The 16230-nt window shown below is 71.1% G+C and carries 18 protein-coding genes; 9 read left to right on the forward strand and 9 right to left on the reverse strand.

Annotation, left to right across the window (positions count from 1 at the left end):
• Both ACFWP5_RS47210 and ACFWP5_RS47215 read right to left on the reverse strand, forming a co-directional pair.
• The coding region (locus ACFWP5_RS47210) for an ABC transporter permease (RefSeq protein WP_384171841.1) at positions 1-1555 on the reverse strand (1555 nt) is incomplete at its 3' end.
• Positions 1552-2298 carry an ABC transporter ATP-binding protein gene (locus tag ACFWP5_RS47215; RefSeq protein WP_384171844.1) on the reverse strand — a complete coding sequence of 249 codons (747 nt, stop codon included), beginning with the start codon at positions 2296-2298 and terminating at the stop codon, positions 1552-1554. The genes ACFWP5_RS47210 and ACFWP5_RS47215, both read right to left, overlap by 4 nt.
• A 193-nt stretch (positions 2299-2491) precedes the next feature.
• On the opposite strand from ACFWP5_RS47215, the gene ACFWP5_RS47220 reads away from it, so the two are divergent.
• The 6 genes from ACFWP5_RS47220 to ACFWP5_RS47245 all read left to right on the forward strand — a co-directional run bounded on the left by ACFWP5_RS47220 (position 2492) and on the right by ACFWP5_RS47245 (position 7471).
• Positions 2492-3811 (forward strand): sensor histidine kinase, encoded by a 1320-nt coding sequence (locus ACFWP5_RS47220; RefSeq protein WP_384171847.1) that lies wholly within the window; start codon positions 2492-2494, stop codon positions 3809-3811.
• Positions 3808-4506, forward strand: a complete 699-nt coding sequence (locus ACFWP5_RS47225; RefSeq protein WP_384171851.1) for a response regulator — start codon at positions 3808-3810, stop codon at positions 4504-4506. Before ACFWP5_RS47220 ends, ACFWP5_RS47225 begins: the two co-directional genes overlap by 4 nt.
• Before the next feature lie 109 nt (positions 4507-4615).
• Positions 4616-5434, forward strand: coding sequence for a DUF5624 domain-containing protein (locus tag ACFWP5_RS47230; protein ID WP_384171854.1), 819 nt, complete (start codon positions 4616-4618; stop codon positions 5432-5434).
• Positions 5386-5790, forward strand: coding sequence for a hypothetical protein (locus ACFWP5_RS47235; protein WP_384171857.1), 405 nt, complete (start codon positions 5386-5388; stop codon positions 5788-5790). Before ACFWP5_RS47230 ends, ACFWP5_RS47235 begins: the two co-directional genes overlap by 49 nt.
• Positions 5791-5838: 48 nt before the next feature.
• Positions 5839-6699, forward strand: coding sequence for an alpha/beta fold hydrolase (locus ACFWP5_RS47240; RefSeq protein ID WP_384171860.1), 861 nt, complete (start codon positions 5839-5841; stop codon positions 6697-6699).
• 79 nt (positions 6700-6778) lie between these two features.
• Positions 6779-7471: an alpha/beta fold hydrolase gene (locus ACFWP5_RS47245; RefSeq protein ID WP_384171863.1), complete on the forward strand. Its 693-nt coding sequence runs from the start codon at positions 6779-6781 to the stop codon at positions 7469-7471.
• On the opposite strand, the gene ACFWP5_RS47250 is transcribed toward ACFWP5_RS47245, so the two are convergent.
• Positions 7437-7673, reverse strand: coding sequence for a hypothetical protein (locus ACFWP5_RS47250; RefSeq protein ID WP_384171866.1), 237 nt, complete (start codon positions 7671-7673; stop codon positions 7437-7439). The two genes, ACFWP5_RS47245 and ACFWP5_RS47250, sit on opposite strands and share 35 nt — an antisense overlap.
• 66 nt (positions 7674-7739) lie before the next feature.
• Positions 7740-8234, reverse strand: coding sequence for a peptidylprolyl isomerase (locus tag ACFWP5_RS47255; RefSeq protein ID WP_384171869.1), 495 nt, complete (start codon positions 8232-8234; stop codon positions 7740-7742).
• Positions 8235-8481: 247 nt separating this feature from the next.
• Between ACFWP5_RS47255 and ACFWP5_RS47260 the strand changes: the two genes are divergently transcribed.
• On the forward strand, positions 8482-9108 hold the full coding sequence (locus ACFWP5_RS47260; protein WP_384171872.1) for a GntR family transcriptional regulator: 627 nt from the start codon (positions 8482-8484) through the stop codon (positions 9106-9108).
• A 41-nt stretch (positions 9109-9149) separates the two neighbouring features.
• On the opposite strand, the gene ACFWP5_RS47265 is transcribed toward ACFWP5_RS47260, so the two are convergent.
• Genes ACFWP5_RS47265 through ACFWP5_RS47275 form a run of 3 tightly spaced genes read right to left on the reverse strand, consistent with a single transcriptional unit; the run spans position 9150 to position 11710 of the window.
• Positions 9150-9488: a cupin domain-containing protein gene (locus tag ACFWP5_RS47265; protein ID WP_384171875.1), complete on the reverse strand. Its 339-nt coding sequence runs from the start codon at positions 9486-9488 to the stop codon at positions 9150-9152.
• On the reverse strand, positions 9485-10276 hold the full coding sequence (locus ACFWP5_RS47270) for a carbon-nitrogen hydrolase family protein (protein ID WP_384171878.1): 792 nt from the start codon (positions 10274-10276) through the stop codon (positions 9485-9487). The genes ACFWP5_RS47265 and ACFWP5_RS47270 overlap by 4 nt, the downstream gene beginning before the upstream one ends.
• 45 nt (positions 10277-10321) lie before the next feature.
• A complete protein-coding gene (locus ACFWP5_RS47275; RefSeq protein WP_384171881.1) occupies positions 10322-11710 on the reverse strand; it encodes an MFS transporter in 1389 nt (462 codons plus the stop codon).
• Between the two features lie 204 nt (positions 11711-11914).
• Here ACFWP5_RS47275 and ACFWP5_RS47280 point away from each other — a divergent pair, with 204 nt between their 5' ends.
• Positions 11915-12601, forward strand: a complete 687-nt coding sequence (locus ACFWP5_RS47280) for a DUF2848 domain-containing protein (protein WP_384171884.1) — start codon at positions 11915-11917, stop codon at positions 12599-12601.
• A 268-nt stretch (positions 12602-12869) separates the two neighbouring features.
• On the opposite strand, the gene ACFWP5_RS47285 is transcribed toward ACFWP5_RS47280, so the two are convergent.
• Entirely contained in the window at positions 12870-13397 is a 528-nt protein-coding gene (locus ACFWP5_RS47285; protein ID WP_384171887.1) for a hypothetical protein, read from the reverse strand.
• Between the two features lie 369 nt (positions 13398-13766).
• Between ACFWP5_RS47285 and ACFWP5_RS47290 the strand changes: the two genes are divergently transcribed.
• On the forward strand, positions 13767-14459 hold the full coding sequence (locus ACFWP5_RS47290) for a haloacid dehalogenase type II (RefSeq protein WP_384171890.1): 693 nt from the start codon (positions 13767-13769) through the stop codon (positions 14457-14459).
• 129 nt (positions 14460-14588) lie between these two features.
• On the opposite strand, the gene ACFWP5_RS47295 is transcribed toward ACFWP5_RS47290, so the two are convergent.
• Complete coding sequence (locus ACFWP5_RS47295; protein WP_384171893.1) at positions 14589-16112, reverse strand: aldehyde dehydrogenase family protein; 1524 nt, start codon at positions 16110-16112, stop codon at positions 14589-14591.
• Positions 16113-16230: the final 118 nt, after the last annotated feature.

Below are 16230 nucleotides of genomic sequence, written 5' to 3' on the forward strand. Positions count from 1 at the left end.
CCCACCGGCCCCGGCCTTCTGCCGGAGTTCGTCCGGCCGTCTGCCGGTCTTGGCCAACCGTCGGGGCACGTCCCGCCCTCCGCCGGTCGCGGCCCGCCGCCCAGATGCGTCCGGACGCCCCTCGGCCCCGGCTCGCCGCCGGGGTGGGCCCTGGCGCCTGCGGGTCTTGGCTTGTTGCCAGGGTGTCCTCGCCGGTCCGCCGGTCCTCGGCCGTTGTCCAGATACGTCCGGCTGCCCACCGGCCTCGGCCTTCTGCCGGAGTGCGTCCGGCCGTCTGCCGACCTTGGCCCGCCGTCGAAGTGCGCCCTGTCGTCCACCGGCCCTGGGCCGTCGCCAGGATCCGCCTGGGTGTCCACCGGCCTCGGCCCGTCGCCGAGGTAGGCGCTGTCGCCCACCGCCACCGCGCCGCGCCCGGCGTGCGCCCGACCGCCAGCGCGTCGACCGTACGCAGCCGGCCCGCCCGCCAAGCGCTCGCGCACGCGGTGAGTGCGACCAGCCCCAACACCCCGCCGACCACCGTGACATCGGCCCACGACTCGACGCCGAGTCCGGCCGTGCCGTAGGCGTCCGCGGTCTCGGAGAGGACGGGGGCGGCGAGCAGGTGACCGGCGGTGGTACCTAGTGCTGCCCCTACCGTCGCCGGGATCAGGGCCTGGCCCGCGCATGCCCGTACGACCTGGCCGGGTGTGCAGCCGACGGCCTTGAGGATGCCGATCCGGCGCTGGCCCGTCGCCACCGCGCCGGCGACCACGTTGCCCACGATCAGTACCGACATGACCAGGCCCAGCACCCCGAACGCGACCAGGAACGGTACGAACAGCGCGGTCTCCCGTGTGGCGACCTTCTTCACGCCGAGCCAGGACTGTGCGCCGGTCAGCGACTTGGCGGGTACCGCCGCCGTGACTGCCGCGCGGTCTCTGGTCATCTGGGCCGCGGTGTCGGCGTGGGCGAAGCGGTAGAGCATCTGGTAGCCGGCGACCTTGCCGGACGGTGTCAACTCGGCTATCTGCGACGGCAGTACCCATGCGTCGGCGGTACGGCTGACCGAGCGCGCCACCCCGACCACCGTCAGCGTCGGGCTGCCGGGCAGATCCGGGAACTCCAGTTTCTGGCCGAGCCGTCCCTCGGGGCCGGTGTCCGCCGACACGACGACCTCGCCGGGCTTCTCGACCCAACGGCCCCTGGTCATCGTCATCTTGTCGATCTCACCGCCGGACGTGGCCCGGCCCACCACCGAGAGTGGCGCTCCGCTGTGCCCGTCGATCCCCGGCGTGATGGTCGCGGTCGGGAACGGGCCTGACGTCGCCGTTGCATCCAACACCCGAGCGGCAGCCGCCAGTTGAGCGGCTGTAGCCCTCCGTGCGTCGAACTGTGCTGTCAACTGCGCCCCGTTCTGCCGGTCGAAGGCCTTCTCGAACGGTGCCTCGGACGACACGAGCAGCGCACCGCCGAGCACGGACGCCGTCACGGCCAGCATCGTGGCCAGCCCGATCACCAGCGTCTGCACCCGGCGACGGGCCATGCCCGAGCGGATCACCCGGCCCAGCGCGCTCATCGGACGGACTCCGGGTCCGTGACGGGGGTTGCGGCGTCCGAGGTGACATCGGACGTGATGCGGCCGTCCACGAGCCGGACCGTGCGCCGCGTGCACGACCGCGCCAGCTCCGTGTCATGCGTGACCACGACGATCGTCTGACCGTCGGCGTTCAACTCCCGTAGCAGGCGGCTGACTTCCTCGCCGGACGCGGAGTCCAGCGCGCCGGTCGGCTCGTCGGCGAGGAGGAGAGGCGGACGGTTCATCAACGCCCTTGCTACGGCGACTCGTTGGCGCTCGCCGCCGGACAGCCGGTTCGGAAGGGCCCCGGCGTGCCGGGCGATGCCGAGCGACTCCAGCAACTCGCCCGCCCTGCTCTGTGACTCGCGCCGCCCGAGGCCCGCCAGCCGTGCGGGCAGCGCCACGTTGTCGGCGACCGACAGATCGTCCAGCAGATGGAAGAACTGGAAGACCATCCCGATCTTCGCCCGCCGGTAGCGCGCCGCCCCGGCCTCGCCCAACCGGTCCACCCGCACCCCGTCCACGGTGACGGACCCGGAGTCCGGCCGGTCCAGGCCGGCGACGAGGTTCAGCAGCGTCGACTTGCCGCTGCCCGACGGTCCGAGGATCGCGACGGCCTCACCGGCCCGCACGCTCAGCGACGCGTCCTCCAGCGCGGGCGGCCCGCTGCCGTAGCGGCGGCTCACATCGAGGAGTTCGATGAGTGGCTGCGCTGGTAGTGGTCGTGGGCGTGGTGCCGTCATGGTGGTCTCCTCGGATCGGATGCCACGACGCTAGGAAGCCGAGCGCCCCGGGCGCGCCGGTCGCCCGGACCAATTGCCGTACCGCATCGGGACGATGGCCCACGACGTCATCCCTGAGATGTAGCCGACGGATGTACGCGCCCCGTCCGCCCGAGGGATTCCGGGCGCCGCCGCCACCCGAGAGAATGGGCCGGTGACGGTGGGAGAGGAAGTCCCGGCCCGGCCGGCCGCTGCCCGGTCGGTCCCGGCTCGGCTGGTTCCGGTCCGGCTGCGCCTAGCGGTCGGCGCGCTGCTGCGCGCCGGTGGCCAACTGGCGCGTCCCGGTGGTCAATTGCCGCGCCCCACAGGGCAACAGCGGCTCGTCGACGCCGCGCTCGCGCTCGTCCTCACCTTCGTGGCGGTGCAGTACGCGTGGGGCGACGGCTACGAGGAGGCCCACCGGTACCGCATGACCGACCTGGTGATCCTGGTCTTCCTGGCCTCGGCGTCGCTGGCGTGGCGACGCCGCTACCCCCTCGCCGTCCTGTGGATCGTGACGGTCGCGACGGCACTGACCCCGGACGACGTCGCCCGGCTCACCTTCTACGCCTGCGTCATCGCCGCCTACAGCGCGGCGGCCTACAGCCCCCACCGCCTGCCGACCCTGGCGAGCCTCGCCGTGGCGGTCGCCGTCATCAGCAGATCGGGCCAAGTCGGCCCGCCCAACCCGTACTTCTACGTCGCCCCGACCGTGCCCACCCAGTACGTGCCCCTGTTCATCTCGGTGCCGATCGTCGTGGCCGCCATCGGACTGCGCACCTGGAAACTCCGGGCCGCCGAGACCCGCACCCGGCTCACCGCGGTGGAGAGCGCCCGGGCCGAGGAGCTGCGTCGGGCCGTAGAACACGAACGGGCCCGGATCGCCCGCGAGTTGCACGACGTGGTCACGCACAACGTCAGCGTGATGGTCATCCAGGCCGGCGCCGCCCGCACCATCATGGACAAGTCCCCGGAGCGGGCGCGCGAGGCGCTCCTCGCCGTAGAGGCGGGCGGCCGGGCGGCGATGGGGGAGCTGCGCGACGTGATGGGCCTGCTCACCACGGAACTGGGCCTGGGTCCGGCCGGGTGGGAGAACCTGGATCCGCAACCGGGCCTGGACCGGCTGGAGGCGCTGATCGGCCGCATGCGCGGCGCCGGCGTACCGGTCGAACTGACCGTCTCCGGAGCCCCCCGCCCCCTCCCCGCCGGCATCGAACTGGCCGCCTACCGCGTGGTCCAGGAAGCCCTGACCAACACCGTCAAGCACGCGTCCGGCGCCGACGCGAGCGTCCAGGTGTCGTACGGCGACGACGAACTCCACGTCGAGGTCAGCGACACCGGCGGCAGGCCCGGCCCCGCCGCGGCCACCGGCGACGGTCGCGGCCTGATCGGCCTGCGCGAACGCCTCGCCGTCTACGGCGGCACCCTGCGCACCGGCCCCCGCCCGCTCGGCGGCTACCGGGTGCGGGCCCTGATCCCCCTGGAGGATTTGTGAACCGCGCCCCGCGCGTCGTGGTCGCCGACGACCAGGCCCTTGTACGTACCGGGTTCCGGCTGATCCTCGACGCCCACGGCATGGAGGTGGTCGGCGAGGCGACCGACGGCGCGGAAGCCGTCGACGCGGTCCGGCGCACCCGGCCCGACGTGGTGCTCATGGACATCCGCATGCCGGAGATGGACGGCCTGGAGGCAACGCGGCGCATTCTCACCGATGTTGGCGCCGTGGACGCGCCGCGTGTGGTCATGCTGACCACGTTCGACCTCGACCACTACGTCTACGCGGCGCTGGCCGCCGGAGCCAGCGGCTTCCTCCTCAAGGACGTCACGCCGGAACACCTCGTCGCCGCCGTCCGCACGGTCCGGGCCGGTGACGCGCTGCTCGCCCCCGCCATCACCCGCCGCCTGGTCGAGCGCTTCGCCCACCGGGCCCCGGAAACGGCCTCCCTCCACCGCGACCTGGCCGCCCTCACACCCCGCGAACTGGACGTCCTGCGCCTGCTCGCCCAAGGCCTGAGCAACGCCGAACTGGCCGCCGGGCTCCATCTCTCCGAGGCCACGGTCAAGACCCACGTCTCCCACATCCTCGCCAAACTCTCCCTGCGCGACCGGGCCCAGGCGGTCGTCGTCGCGTACGAGACGGGACTCGTCAGTCCAGGGGCGCGGCACGAGGACGCCGCTGCCGGGACGTGAGCCGCCGGCCGGGCCGCTGATCACCGGCGAAGTGCCGGCTTTCTGCTCGGATTCCACTCGGGTTGCTCGGATTCCGCTCTGGTTGAAGATCCGGAGAAAGGATCCGCCGGTGCCGTCCCACGAAAGCCCCGAACTCGTCGACCTGTTCACGACCTACACCGCCGGGCCCGGCAGCATCGGTTCGCATCTGACCCGGGCCGCCGTCGAGCACGGCAGCGCCGACCCGCTGATCGTGGCCACCAGCGCCGACTTCGCCCACTATCCCGGCGACGGCCGGCCGCCCACCGTCGAAGGCTTCCGCCTCTCCACCCGCGGTTTCAAGGAACTGGCCGGCGTCTCGCACCTGGGCCCCGCCGTGGCCACCCTGGTGCAGGTGCGCGAGAAGTACGGCGACGCCGGCTGGCGTGCCGAGGCCGAGCGGCTGCTGCGCGAGGTCGAGCGCTCCCGCGCCGCCAACAGCGCCGCGCTGTGGCGCGAGACCATCGCCGTGGAGGCGTACCGGGGCCGCGAGCAGGCGATCGCCGACCTGGTCGACTACGCGTGCGCGGTCACCGCCCGCTATCTGCGCGCCGCCCTGGCCGACGAGTCGTACCTCAACTCCCGCACCCTGCGCGAGGATTACCTGGAAGGCGGGCCCGGAGCCCAACTGCCCGTCCCGGTCGACCGGATGATGATCGCGACGTCCTTCCTCGCCGGCCTGGACATCTCCCACCGCGTCCTGCGCTGGTTCACCACGCAGAAGATCGACTGGGCCCGCGCCATGGTCGTGATCGCCGGCCAACAGGGCCGCCCCACCGCGGGCGTGACCTGGAACACCTCCAGTGTCGCCACCATGTCCTGGGCGCCTCGGAGTACCAACTGCCCCTGGAGCGTCTCTACATGGCCCCGCACGCCCCCACCTTCGCCACCCCCGTCGACGGCGACCTGACGGAGGTCGCCGCGTTGGAGGAGCCGTTGCGCCGGATCTGGTGCAGCACCCGCGCCACCGTGGAACTGGGCGAGTTGATGTTCGACGGCTATCCCCGTTACGCCCCAGGGCAGTTGGCGGCTCCCGACGTGGCGGACCCCGCCGTCACGGGGATCAGCGAGATGCCGGTGATCCACGGCCCCGACGACTGGCGCGCCATGACCACCCGGCTGCGCATGGTGCTGGAGGACCCGCGCCAACTGCTCTCCGGCTGCGTCACCGACTTCGCCGTACGCCAACTCGTCGAGGCCGGCAACGACCCCGCCAAGGTCGTCGTCCCCGGCCTGGACGGCGTCACGTATCCCACCGATCTGTAGAGCCCTCCGGGCCCACCGACTTGCCAACCCTCTGGGAGAGACCCCGGCATGCCCACGACCACGTCTCTCAGCTTCGACCAAGCCCGCCACCTTGACGTACCGGGCGGCCGTATCGCCTACTGTGAGACCGGCGCGACCGACCCCGCCGCACCGGTCGTCGTCTGGGTGCACGGCCGGCCCCTCGACTCCCGTTCCTGGGCGGCCCAGCGGGAGTTCTTCGACACGCGTGCCCGTAACGTCTTCCTCGACCTGCGCGGCTACGACGCCTCCAGCGAGCTGCCGCCCGACGTACCCGGCGTCACCGCCCTGTACGTCGCCGACCTCGCGGCCCTGATCGAGCACTTGGAACTCACGGCCCCGATGCTCGTCGGCTTCGCCTCCGCGGGACACGTCGCGCTGCGATTCGCGGCCGAACACCCGCACCTCGTGGGCAAGTTGGCGGTCATCAACGGCTCACCGAAGTTCCGCCGCTCCGCCGACTGGCCCTACGGCTTCGACGAGAAGGGGATCGCCCACTTCACCGACGCGGCGGCCGAGGGCGGCATCAAGGGCATCACCGACGCCGTACTCGACCCCGAGGTCGTCTTCGCCGACGTGGACGCCGCCCGAGCGGCCGAACTCGGCGCCTGGTTCCGGGAGATGAGCCGCGACGCCGGCGTACGGACCCTGCTCGGCTTCTTCGAGAACATCTCCCTGGACGACGACCGTGCCCTGCTCCCGGCCATCGAGGCACCCACCCTCCTGATGGCCAGCACCATCGGGCAGGAGGTGCCCACCGGAGTCTCCCTGCACCTGCGCAACACCATCGCCCGCGCCCGCCTGGCCGAGCTGCCGGGCGCGGACCACTTCGCGTTCGCCACCCGCCCGGACCTGGTCAACAACCTCCTGGACTCCTTCTTGACCAGCTGAGGACGCCCCACGGATCTCCACTCCGGCCCCCATCGCAGCGAAGGCACGCCGCCTTCCCGGCCCCAGAGGATGTGACACCGTGCCCGAACCCACCACCCCGCGCCCCGAGTTCGCCGCAGCTGACCCCACAGCCGACCTGCGTACCCATGCCGAGGAGTACGGCATTGATACGGAGCGTGTCGCGTTGTGGGGCGAGTCGGCGGGGGGCTACCTGGCGGCGATGACCGGAATCCTCGGCGGCCGGTCCCTGTCTGATCCCGTCGCAACGGACCCCGAGGCCGCAGCCCTCGCCACTACGGACCTCGGCATCACGGACCCCGACGCCGGGGTCCAGGCCGTCGTGGACAACTTCGGTCCCTCGGACCTGACCCGGCTCGCGGCCGACTTCGATCCGGTGACCCGGGCCACGTACGAGGGAGCGGACAACATCGCCGCCATGTTCGTCAACGGCCGGACCAGCGGCGCGTCTCTGGCCGACGCCCCGCAGGCCGCCGCCGAGGCGAACCCGCTCAGCCACCTCGACTCGACGCCGGCGCTGCCCGCCTTCCTGCTCCTGCACGGAACCGCCGACCCGGCCGTCTCGCCCAGCCAGACGCTGCTGCTGCACGAGGCCCTGCGCGCGCACGGCGCCGACTCGACCCGCGTCGTCCTCCTCGGCGCCGGCCACGGCGACCTGGCCGTCCTCGACGATGAGGAGGTCGGGCGGCTCTGGTCCACCCGCCGCACGATGGACCTGATCACGGACTTCCTGCGCCGGACCTTGCAGGGCTGAGGGCGTGCGCCGACCCCTGCGTGGCGTCCGCCCCCGCGGTCCACAACAGGCTGCCGGGCGACATCAGCCTTCCGGCGACGGCGACGGCGACGGCGACGGCGATGGCGACGGCGACGGCGACGGCGATGGCGACGGCGACGGCGACGGCGATGGCGACGGCGATCACGTCGCGCCGGGCGTTCACCGGTCCCGCCCTGGACATGCCGCGGGCCCCGGGGACGAAGCATCATCCCTGGGGCCCGCGGTCACGACCGAGTACGGGTCTGGTTCAGCCCTCGATGACGCCGGACGCGGCGATCTCGATCTTGGCCTTGGTGGAGCCCGACTGCGAGCCCAGGGACTCGATCTTGTCGATGATCTCCGTGCCCTCGACGGCCTCGCCGAAGACGACGTGCTTGCCGTCGAGCCACGAGGTGACGACGGTGGTGACGAAGAACTGCGAGCCGTTGGTGTTGCGGCCGGCGTTCGCCATCGACAGCAGGTACGGGCGGTCGTGCTTCAGGGTGAAGTTCTCGTCCGCGAACTTCTCACCGTAGATGCTCTTGCCACCGGTGCCGTTGTGGTTGGTGAAGTCACCGCCCTGCAGCATGAACTGCGGGATGACGCGGTGGAAGCCGGAACCCGCGTAGCCGAAACCGTTCTGCCCGGTGGCCAGCTCGCGGAAGTTGCGGGCGGTCTTCGGGACGACATCGTCGAAGAGGTTGAAGACGATGCGGCCGGCGGGGGCGCCGTCGATGGTGATGTCGAAGTAGACGTTACTCATGGTCAATTCTGTCACTTTCGGTGTGTTGCACCCTCTGCCTGGCGGGGCCGTGTGCCGAACGCCAGGCCGTTACGTCAAAGGGCTCTGATCGGAGTCCAGTCCGTCGAACTCTATCTACAGACCGCGGCTCTTGCGTCGGCACCGGCTTCCGGAGGCGGGTTGCCGACCGACGCCCTACGGCTCTGTCGGGCGGGAACGCGCGTGGTAGCGTCTGTATACAAACTGTATGCGATGTCTGGGGGTTGCCGTGGCGTCCGGTCGGGAGAAGGCCTACGCGTATCTCAAGGACACGGTGCTGACGGACCCCGAGATGCAGGGGGCCTTCCTGTCGGAGCAGGAGCTCGCCGATCGTATCGGTGTCTCCCGCACCCCCATCCGCGAGGCACTGCTGATGCTCGCCGCGGAGGACCTGGTCGACCTCGTGCCCAAGCGCGGTGCCCGGGTGGCACCTCTGACGGGGCGGGAGGTCCGGGAGCTGATGGAACTGCGCGGCTTGGTCGAGCGGTACGCGGCCGAGCGGCTCGTCGCGGCCGAGCGGGTGCCCCTGGAGGAACTGCGCTCCCTGCTGGAACAGCAGCGCGCGCTCACCGGCGCCGAGGAGACCCACGAGTTCATCGCCGTGGACCACCGCTTCCACGCGTCCCTGGTGTCGGCCGTGGGCAACACCCTTCTGGACCGGCACTACGACGGCCTGCGCAGCCGCCAGGTCCGCGCCGGGGTGGTCGCCGTCTTCAACCAGCAGGGCCGGCAGAAGGCGGTGCTCGACGAGCACGAGGCCATCGTGGACGCCCTCGCCGCCGGTGACGCGCAGGCGGCGTGCGCGGCCATCGACCACCACCTGCAGTCGACCCTCAAGGTGCTCCTCGACGGCTGAGCCCACGCTCCCGAGGACGCACGCTCCTGCGCCCGCAGGGATCAGGGGTAGGTGATCACGAGCATCGTCACGCCGTCCGTCGAGGTCCAGGGTCCGTGCGGCATGCCCGGAGGACGGCAGGCGTACATGCCCGCGGTGAAGGTGCGGTCCAGCGTCAGGTCGTGCATCGCTCCCTCGACGAGATAGACCTCCTCCCATACGTCGTGCAGGGCCACGCCCGCGGCCGAGGTGTCCGTGCCCGGCGCCCAGCGGACGAGCGCGGTACGCCGCCCGCTTTCCGGGTCCTCGGCCAGGACGCACTCCTCGACGCCGGGTCCGGCGCCGGCCGGGGCACGCCAGGGTCCGTCAGGCCGGTGGAACTCCAGCTCGGGCCCGCTCATCGCCACACCTCCGGCCGCCGGTTCGCCAGTACGGACGTCTTCTCGCGGACAGTGCCGACCTCGTTGACGTCCAGGTCGGTCACGAGGAGCTCGGGCTCGGCGCCCAGGGAGGCCCGTACGGTCCCGTCGGGGCCGACGACCAGGCTGTGCCCGATGCCGGTCGGCACAGGGCCCGGGCCCGTGCCGGGGTCGGCCTGGCCGACGGCGGCGACCCAGACCGTGGCGTCCAACGCGCGGGCCCGCACCAGCAGTTCCCACTGGTCGAGCTTGCCGGGGCCGGCGCCCCAGGAGGCCGCCAGCAGTGTGCCCACCGCCCCGGCGTCGGCATGCGCCCGGAACAGCTCGGGGAAACGGACGTCGTAGCAGGTGGCCAGGCCCAGCCGGACACCGTCCACGTCGATCACGGCGGGGCGGGAACCCGGGGCGACCGTCTCGGACTCGCGGAAGCCGAAGGCGTCGTAGAGATGGATCTTGTCGTACGACTCCTCGACGCCGGGGCCGGTGGCCAGCAGGGTGTTGGCCACGCGTCCCTCGTCGGCCGGGGTGAACATGCCGGCTACGACGACTGTGCCGGTTGCCCGGGCGATCTCGCGGACGCCGTCGGCCCATGGCCCGTCGAGGGGCTGGGCGAGCGGGGCCAGCGGTGTGCCGAAGCAGGCCATCGACGCCTCCGGGAAGACGACGACACGGGCTCCGGCGTCGGCGGTGCGGCGCGTCCACTCCTCGATGAGGCGCAGGTTCTTCTCGGGGTCGGGGCCGGTGGTGAGCTGGCTGAGGGCGATCCGCATGGGCGGTGCCTCCTTCTCGACGTCGGGGCTCTGTGGCTGTTGTTCTCAGTGGGGCAGGGGGAGGTCCGCCGCGGCCGGGGTCTTCGGCGCGGCGAGTTGTGCGTCCTCGTCGACGGCGGCCTCGGGGTTGCGGCCGAGGAGGACGCCCACCAGGGAGATCGCGGAGGCGAGGGCGATGTAGAGGGCGAGCGGTACCCAGCTGTCGTAGGCGCTGAGCAGGGTGGTGAAGAGAAGTGGCGCGATGGCGCCGCCGATGATTCCGGCCAGGGTGTAGGCCAGCGAGGAGCCGGTGTAGCGCAGCCGGGGCGAGAACTGTTCGGCGATGAAGGCGGCCTGGGGGCCGTAGAGACAGCAGTGGATCACCAGGGCGACGAGGACTCCGGCGGCGAGCGGCAGCCAGGAACCGCCGGCGGCCATCGGGAAGAACACGAACGGCCACACCGCGGCGGCGATCGCTGAAACGCCGTACAGCAGGCGCCTGTTGACGCGGTCGGAGAGGGCGCCGGCCAGGGGCATCAGGAAGACCTGGACCGAGGAGCCGATGAGGACGGCCGCGAGGGCGGAGCCGCGCGACATGTCGAGTTCCTGGGTGGCGTAGGTCAGCACGAAGACAGTGAACATGGCGTACAGCACGTCGGGGCCGACCCGGCACAGGATCGCGGCGGTGAGGGCGCGGGGCTGGGTGGTGAAGATCTCGCGGACGGGGGTCTGGGGGCGGGACTGCTCGGCCTCCATCGCCTTGAAGACCGGGGTCTCCTCCAGCTTGGCCCGGATCCACAGCCCGAAGGCGACCAGGACGCCGGACAGCAGGAACGCCACACGCCAGCCCCACGACTCGAACTGCGCCTCGGTCAGCAGGGCGCCGAGGGCGGCGAGCACACCGTTGGCTAGCAGGTTGCCCGCGGGTGGGCCCACCTGTGCGGCGGAGGCGTAGAAACCCCGGCGGCGGGAGTCGCCGAACTCGCTGGACAGCAGTACCGCGCCGCCCCACTCGCCGCCTACGCCGACGCCCTGGGCGAAGCGCAGCACGACGAGGGCGATCGGCGCGGCCACGCCGATCGTGCCGTAGGCGGGCAGCAGGCCGATCATGAAGGTGGCCACGCCGATCAGGACGAGGGTGGCGATCAGCACCTTCTTGCGGCCGATCACGTCACCGAGCCGGCCGAAGACGAATCCGCCGAGGGGGCGGGAGATGTAGCCGACCGCGTAGGTGGAGAACGCCAGGAGCGTGCCGGTGAGCGGGTCCTCCGACGGGAAGAACAGATCGCCGAAGACGAGGGCCGCGGCGGCGGAGTAGACGGCGAAGTCGTACCACTCCAGGGCCGTGCCGGTGAGGCTCGCGACGAAGGCGCGGCGGACGCCGGAGCTCTTCTCCGCGGCGGCGGTGTCGCCGCTCCGCGCGGCGCCGGCGTCGCTCTTCGGGGTGTCGTGCATGGAGCCCATCCTTGCTCGGGGACATCGACCTTCCGGCATACTTCTTGTATACAGGTCGTATGCGCAAGCCCTGCGCCGGAAGTTAACCGTGGAGAAATCAGGTTCCGCGGGCCCGTTTCGCGATCCCTGATCCCTCCGATCCCTGATCTCCGATCCCCGTTGCTCGTGCCCGTTCCCTGTTCCCCGATCCCTGGGAGTGCCCTCATGTCCGTGCTGACCTTCGAACTGCCCGACGGATCGACGCGCGAGGTCGATGTCGTCCAGGTCCTCAACGCCGGGTACGCCGGCCGCAGCCAGGACGACGTCGCCGCGCACGTCGCGGAACTCGCCGAGCTGGGCGTGCCGGGTCCGTCCGTGACGCCGGCGCTCTACCCCGTCTCCCCGTACCTCGCCCAGCAGACGGAGCGCGTCGCGGTCCAGCACGGCCGTACCTCCGGCGAGGCCGAGTGGGCGCTGGTCGTCGCGGAGGGCGGGGAACTGCTGCTGACCGCCGCGTGCGACCACACCGACCGCGACCTGGAGGTCCACGGGGTGGCGTGGAGCAAGAACGCCGGCCCCGACGTCCTCGCCCGCCGCGCCTGGCGCCTGGCCGACGTGGAGTCCCGCATCGACGAGATCACGCTGCGCGCGTGGGTCAGCCACGCCGGCACGGAGACCGAGATCCAGACCGGCACGCTCGCCGAACTCCTCACCCCGGGCTACTGGGTTGAGGTTCTGCGTTCCCGCGGCGAGCTGATCCCCGGGACTGTTCTGATCTCCGGGACCATTCCCATGGCTTCGGGCGTCGACCAGTTCGCGGACGGCTGGCGGGTCGAACTGGGGGACCCGGCGGGCGGGGACGCGATCAGCCTCGCTTACGACGTCCGGCCGATGCCGGAAGCGATTGGCTGACGCGGCTGGGGTTGTTGTTCGGCCTGCCGCCCCCCGCTGACCTTCCGGCTGGCCTGCCCGCAGACCCGTTGGCCCGTCGGCTGAGCGTCACTTCGCTCTCTGCAGGGTGCTTCGGTGCCTTCGGTGCTCCGGTCTCTGGCGCTGCGATGCTGCGATGTCGAGCGAAGCTTCCGCATGTTCAAGCAGGCTCTCGACCGGATGGGGCCCGGGCCCGGGCCCGGCGCCGGGCTCAGAACCAGGGCCCCTGCCCGGCCAACTCCGGAAAGTACTAAGGGAAGTACAGTGCCGCCTTCTCCAGGACGTGCCCTGTGAACATCCCGCCGTACATGCTCCCGCCCCGGTACATGGTCACCCGGATGACTCCCGATCCCGACGTCTCCACGGTGATGGGGCGCCCGATCAGGGACGTTCCGAGGACCCTGGCGTCCTTGGCGGCCCACGTCCGCGCGTCAGGCTGGGCGTTGCCGGTGACCAGTGCGGGCAGGATCAGCGCGGCGTTGCGGGCGCCGGACAGCCCGCCCCGCAGGTTCTTCGCGTAGTCCAGGGCCCACCCGGTGTACTCGGTCAGCAGGGCCTGGTCGACCTCGGGGACCGAGGCGGCGAGGACGAACAGCTCCGCCTTGGTGCCGAACCACCGCGCCTTGCGGTCCGACCGGCTGCCTATCATCACCGGGCGGTCGCGCCAGGTGGTCGCGGTCACCACCGACCCGTCGGCGGCGAGCCGTTCACGGAGTCCCGCCAGGTAGGAATCGGCCGCGCCGGTCGCCGACGCCGGGTCGCTCTGATGTTGAGTCATACGGGGATCTTCCGTCACATCAAGGCCTGGGCACACGGGATTCCTCGATTTTGGCGGCCGTGCTCCTGTCGGCCGCGGGGTGTCGCGGCGTGGTGTCGGGGGCTGCGTTTCGGCTCGACCACGTCGAGCGGTACCCCGGGACGATCGACTACGCGAAGGCCTCCCGCCACGCCCACTGCGTTCCCTCGTGCAGCGTCGTCCTCAACTGACCCCTATCGCCGCTGTGTTGTGGCTTCGCGGGCGCGGTGGTCGGCGACGTTGGTGCGCTGTTGCCATACAGGCAGGGCGGTCAGGGAATCCGGATGGCCTCCAGCCGCGTTCGGCCAACAGCCACTCCTACGCCCCCGCTTCGTCCAGGAGACCTCGCTCATGACCAAGTTGGAGATCGACGCCGTCGTGTTCGACGTGCTCGGCACGCTCGTCGACGAACCCGCCGGTATCCGCGCGGGTATCCGTGAACTCGCCCCCTCGCTCGACGATCCCGGGATCCAGCAGCTCTTGTCGCTGTGGCAGCAGCACATCGACCGCGAGCAACGTCGCATCCTCGACGGCGTCCGGCCCTACGTCACGAGCGACGTCCTCGACCTGGAGGCCGCCCGGGTCGTCGCCGATGCCGCCGGAGTCGAGGATCCGGACGCCGTAGCGGAGCTGGCACTGTCGGGTCGCAGGCTCCCGCCGTGGCCCGACACCGTGGCGGGACTCGCCCGGCTTGCCGAACGGTTCCCGCTGATCGGGCTCTCCAACGCGAGCCGGACGGCGCTGCTGGAACTCAACGCCCACGCGGGACTGCGTTGGCACCAGGCCCTGTCCGCCGAGGAGGCCCGGACCTACAAGCCGGACCCGGCGGTCTACCAACTGGCCGTCACCGTCTCCGGACGACCGCCCGGACGGCTCCTGATGGTCGCCGCCCACGCCTGGGACCTGCGCGGAGCACAGGGCCTCGGCCTGCGCACCGCCTACGTCGCCCGCCCCGTCGGCGACCCGCCCACCTCCGCGGACGGGTTCGACCTGCACGCCGACGGCCTGGCCGGCCTGGCCGACCAACTCGGCCGTGCCCAGTGACACCACCCTCACCGGGTTATTTCGCCTCGCGGCCTGAGCGGTCACCATGAAGGGTGCCTGACGGGAGTTCTCCCAGTTCAGACACCCTTTCAGGCACGCTTTCCGCTGGGCCTGGAGGGCCTGGAGGGCCTAGAAGAAGCCCAGCTTCTTCGGCGAGTAGGACACCAAAAGATTCTTGGTCTGCTGGTAGTGATCCAGCATCATCTTGTGGTTCTCACGACCGATGCCGGACTGCTTGTAGCCGCCGAACGCCGCGTGCGCGGGATACGCGTGGTAGCAGTTCGTCCACACCCGGCCCGCCTGGATCGCCCGGCCCGCGCGGTACGCCGTGTTGATGTCACGGGTCCAGACACCGGCGCCGAGACCGTACAGCGTGTCGTTGGCGATCTTGATCGCGTCGTCGAAGTCGTCGAACGACGTCACCGAGACCACCGGCCCGAAGATCTCCTCCTGGAAGATTCGCATCCGGTTGTCGCCCTCGAAGATGGTCGGCTGGACGTAGTAGCCGCCCTTCAACTCACCGTCGTAGTCGAGGCGTTCGCCGCCCGTGAGGATCTTCGCGCCTTCCTGTCGGCCGATGTCCAGGTAGGAGAGGATCTTCTCCAACTGGTCGTTGGATGCCTGCGCGCCGATCATCGTGTCCGTGTCGAGCGGGTGGCCCGGTTTGATCAACTCGGTGCGGGCGATGGCCGCTTGGAGGAAGTCGGCGTAGTGGCCGCGCTGGATGAGCGCCCGGGACGGGCAGGTGCACACCTCGCCCTGGTTGAGCGCGAACATCGTGAAGCCTTCGAGCGCCTTGTCGAGGAAGTCGTCGTTCGCCGACGACACGTCGTCGAAGAAGATGTTCGGCGACTTGCCGCCGAGTTCCAGCGTGACCGGCTTGATGTTCTCGGAGGCGTACTGCATGATCAGCCGCCCTGTCGTGGTCTCGCCGGTGAAGGCGACCTTCGCCACGCGCGGGCTGGACGCGAGCGGTTTGCCCGCCTCGACGCCGAAACCGTTGACGATGTTCACCACGCCCGGCGGCAACAGGTCCGCGATCAGACTCATCCAGTAGTGGATGGACGCCGGGGTCTGCTCGGCCGGCTTGATGATGACCGCGTTGCCCGCCGCGAGCGCCGGCGCCAGCTTCCAAGTCGCCATCAGGATCGGGAAGTTCCACGGGATGATCTGCGCGACGACCCCGAGCGGCTCGTGGAAGTGGTACGCCACGGTGTCGTCGTCGACCTCGCCCAGCGAACCCTCCTGCGCCCGGATCGCTCCCGCGAAGTAGCGGAAGTGGTCGATGGCGAGCGGGATGTCGGCGGCGAGCGTCTCGCGGACCGGCTTGCCGTTCTCCCAGCTCTCCGCGACCGCGAGCGGCTCCAGATTCGCCTCCATCCGGTCGGCGATCTTGAGCAGGATGTCGGAACGCTCGGTCACCGACGTCCGGCCCCAGCCCGGCGCCGCCGCGTGCGCCGCGTCCAGCGCCCGCTCCACGTCCTCCGCGGTGCCGCGCGCGATCTCCGTGAACGGCTGCCCGTTCACCGGGGACGGGTTCTCGAAGTACTGCCCGCGAGCCGGCGGCACGTACTCGCCGCCGATGAAGTGGTCGTAGCGCGCCTGGTAGGAGACGATCGCGCCCTCGGTGCCGGGCGCCGCGTAACGGGTCATCCTGGTCTGCCTCCCGGAACAGCGCTGCCCGCCGTTGGGCAGCTCTCGCCGCGAGGCTACGGATCGACACGTTGCATGTACGTTGCGCGGGAGCCGGGAGCCGGCCGACGGCCTGGCC

The sequence above is a fragment of the Streptomyces sp. NPDC058469 genome (assembly GCF_042721125.1).
GTDB lineage: Bacteria > Actinomycetota > Actinomycetes > Streptomycetales > Streptomycetaceae > Streptomyces.

Excerpts from the sequence above, each read along its gene's own strand:
- ACFWP5_RS47235 (WP_384171857.1), top strand. The coding sequence starts at position 5,386 with ATGGCCCCGCACGCCCCCACCTTCGCCACCCCCGTCGACGGCGACCTG.
- ACFWP5_RS47285 (WP_384171887.1), bottom strand. The coding sequence starts at position 13,397 with ATGACTCAACATCAGAGCGACCCGGCGTCGGCGACCGGCGCGGCCGAT.
- ACFWP5_RS47270 (WP_384171878.1), bottom strand. The coding sequence starts at position 10,276 with ATGCGGATCGCCCTCAGCCAGCTCACCACCGGCCCCGACCCCGAGAAG.
- ACFWP5_RS47240 (WP_384171860.1), top strand. The coding sequence starts at position 5,839 with ATGCCCACGACCACGTCTCTCAGCTTCGACCAAGCCCGCCACCTTGAC.
- ACFWP5_RS47265 (WP_384171875.1), bottom strand. The coding sequence starts at position 9,488 with ATGAGCGGGCCCGAGCTGGAGTTCCACCGGCCTGACGGACCCTGGCGT.
- ACFWP5_RS47275 (WP_384171881.1), bottom strand. The coding sequence starts at position 11,710 with ATGCACGACACCCCGAAGAGCGACGCCGGCGCCGCGCGGAGCGGCGAC.
- ACFWP5_RS47295 (WP_384171893.1), bottom strand. The coding sequence starts at position 16,112 with ATGACCCGTTACGCGGCGCCCGGCACCGAGGGCGCGATCGTCTCCTAC.
- ACFWP5_RS47255 (WP_384171869.1), bottom strand. The coding sequence starts at position 8,234 with ATGAGTAACGTCTACTTCGACATCACCATCGACGGCGCCCCCGCCGGC.
- ACFWP5_RS47250 (WP_384171866.1), bottom strand. The coding sequence starts at position 7,673 with ATGTCCAGGGCGGGACCGGTGAACGCCCGGCGCGACGTGATCGCCGTC.
- ACFWP5_RS47215 (WP_384171844.1), bottom strand. The coding sequence starts at position 2,298 with ATGACGGCACCACGCCCACGACCACTACCAGCGCAGCCACTCATCGAA.
- ACFWP5_RS47280 (WP_384171884.1), top strand. The coding sequence starts at position 11,915 with ATGTCCGTGCTGACCTTCGAACTGCCCGACGGATCGACGCGCGAGGTC.
- ACFWP5_RS47290 (WP_384171890.1), top strand. The coding sequence starts at position 13,767 with ATGACCAAGTTGGAGATCGACGCCGTCGTGTTCGACGTGCTCGGCACG.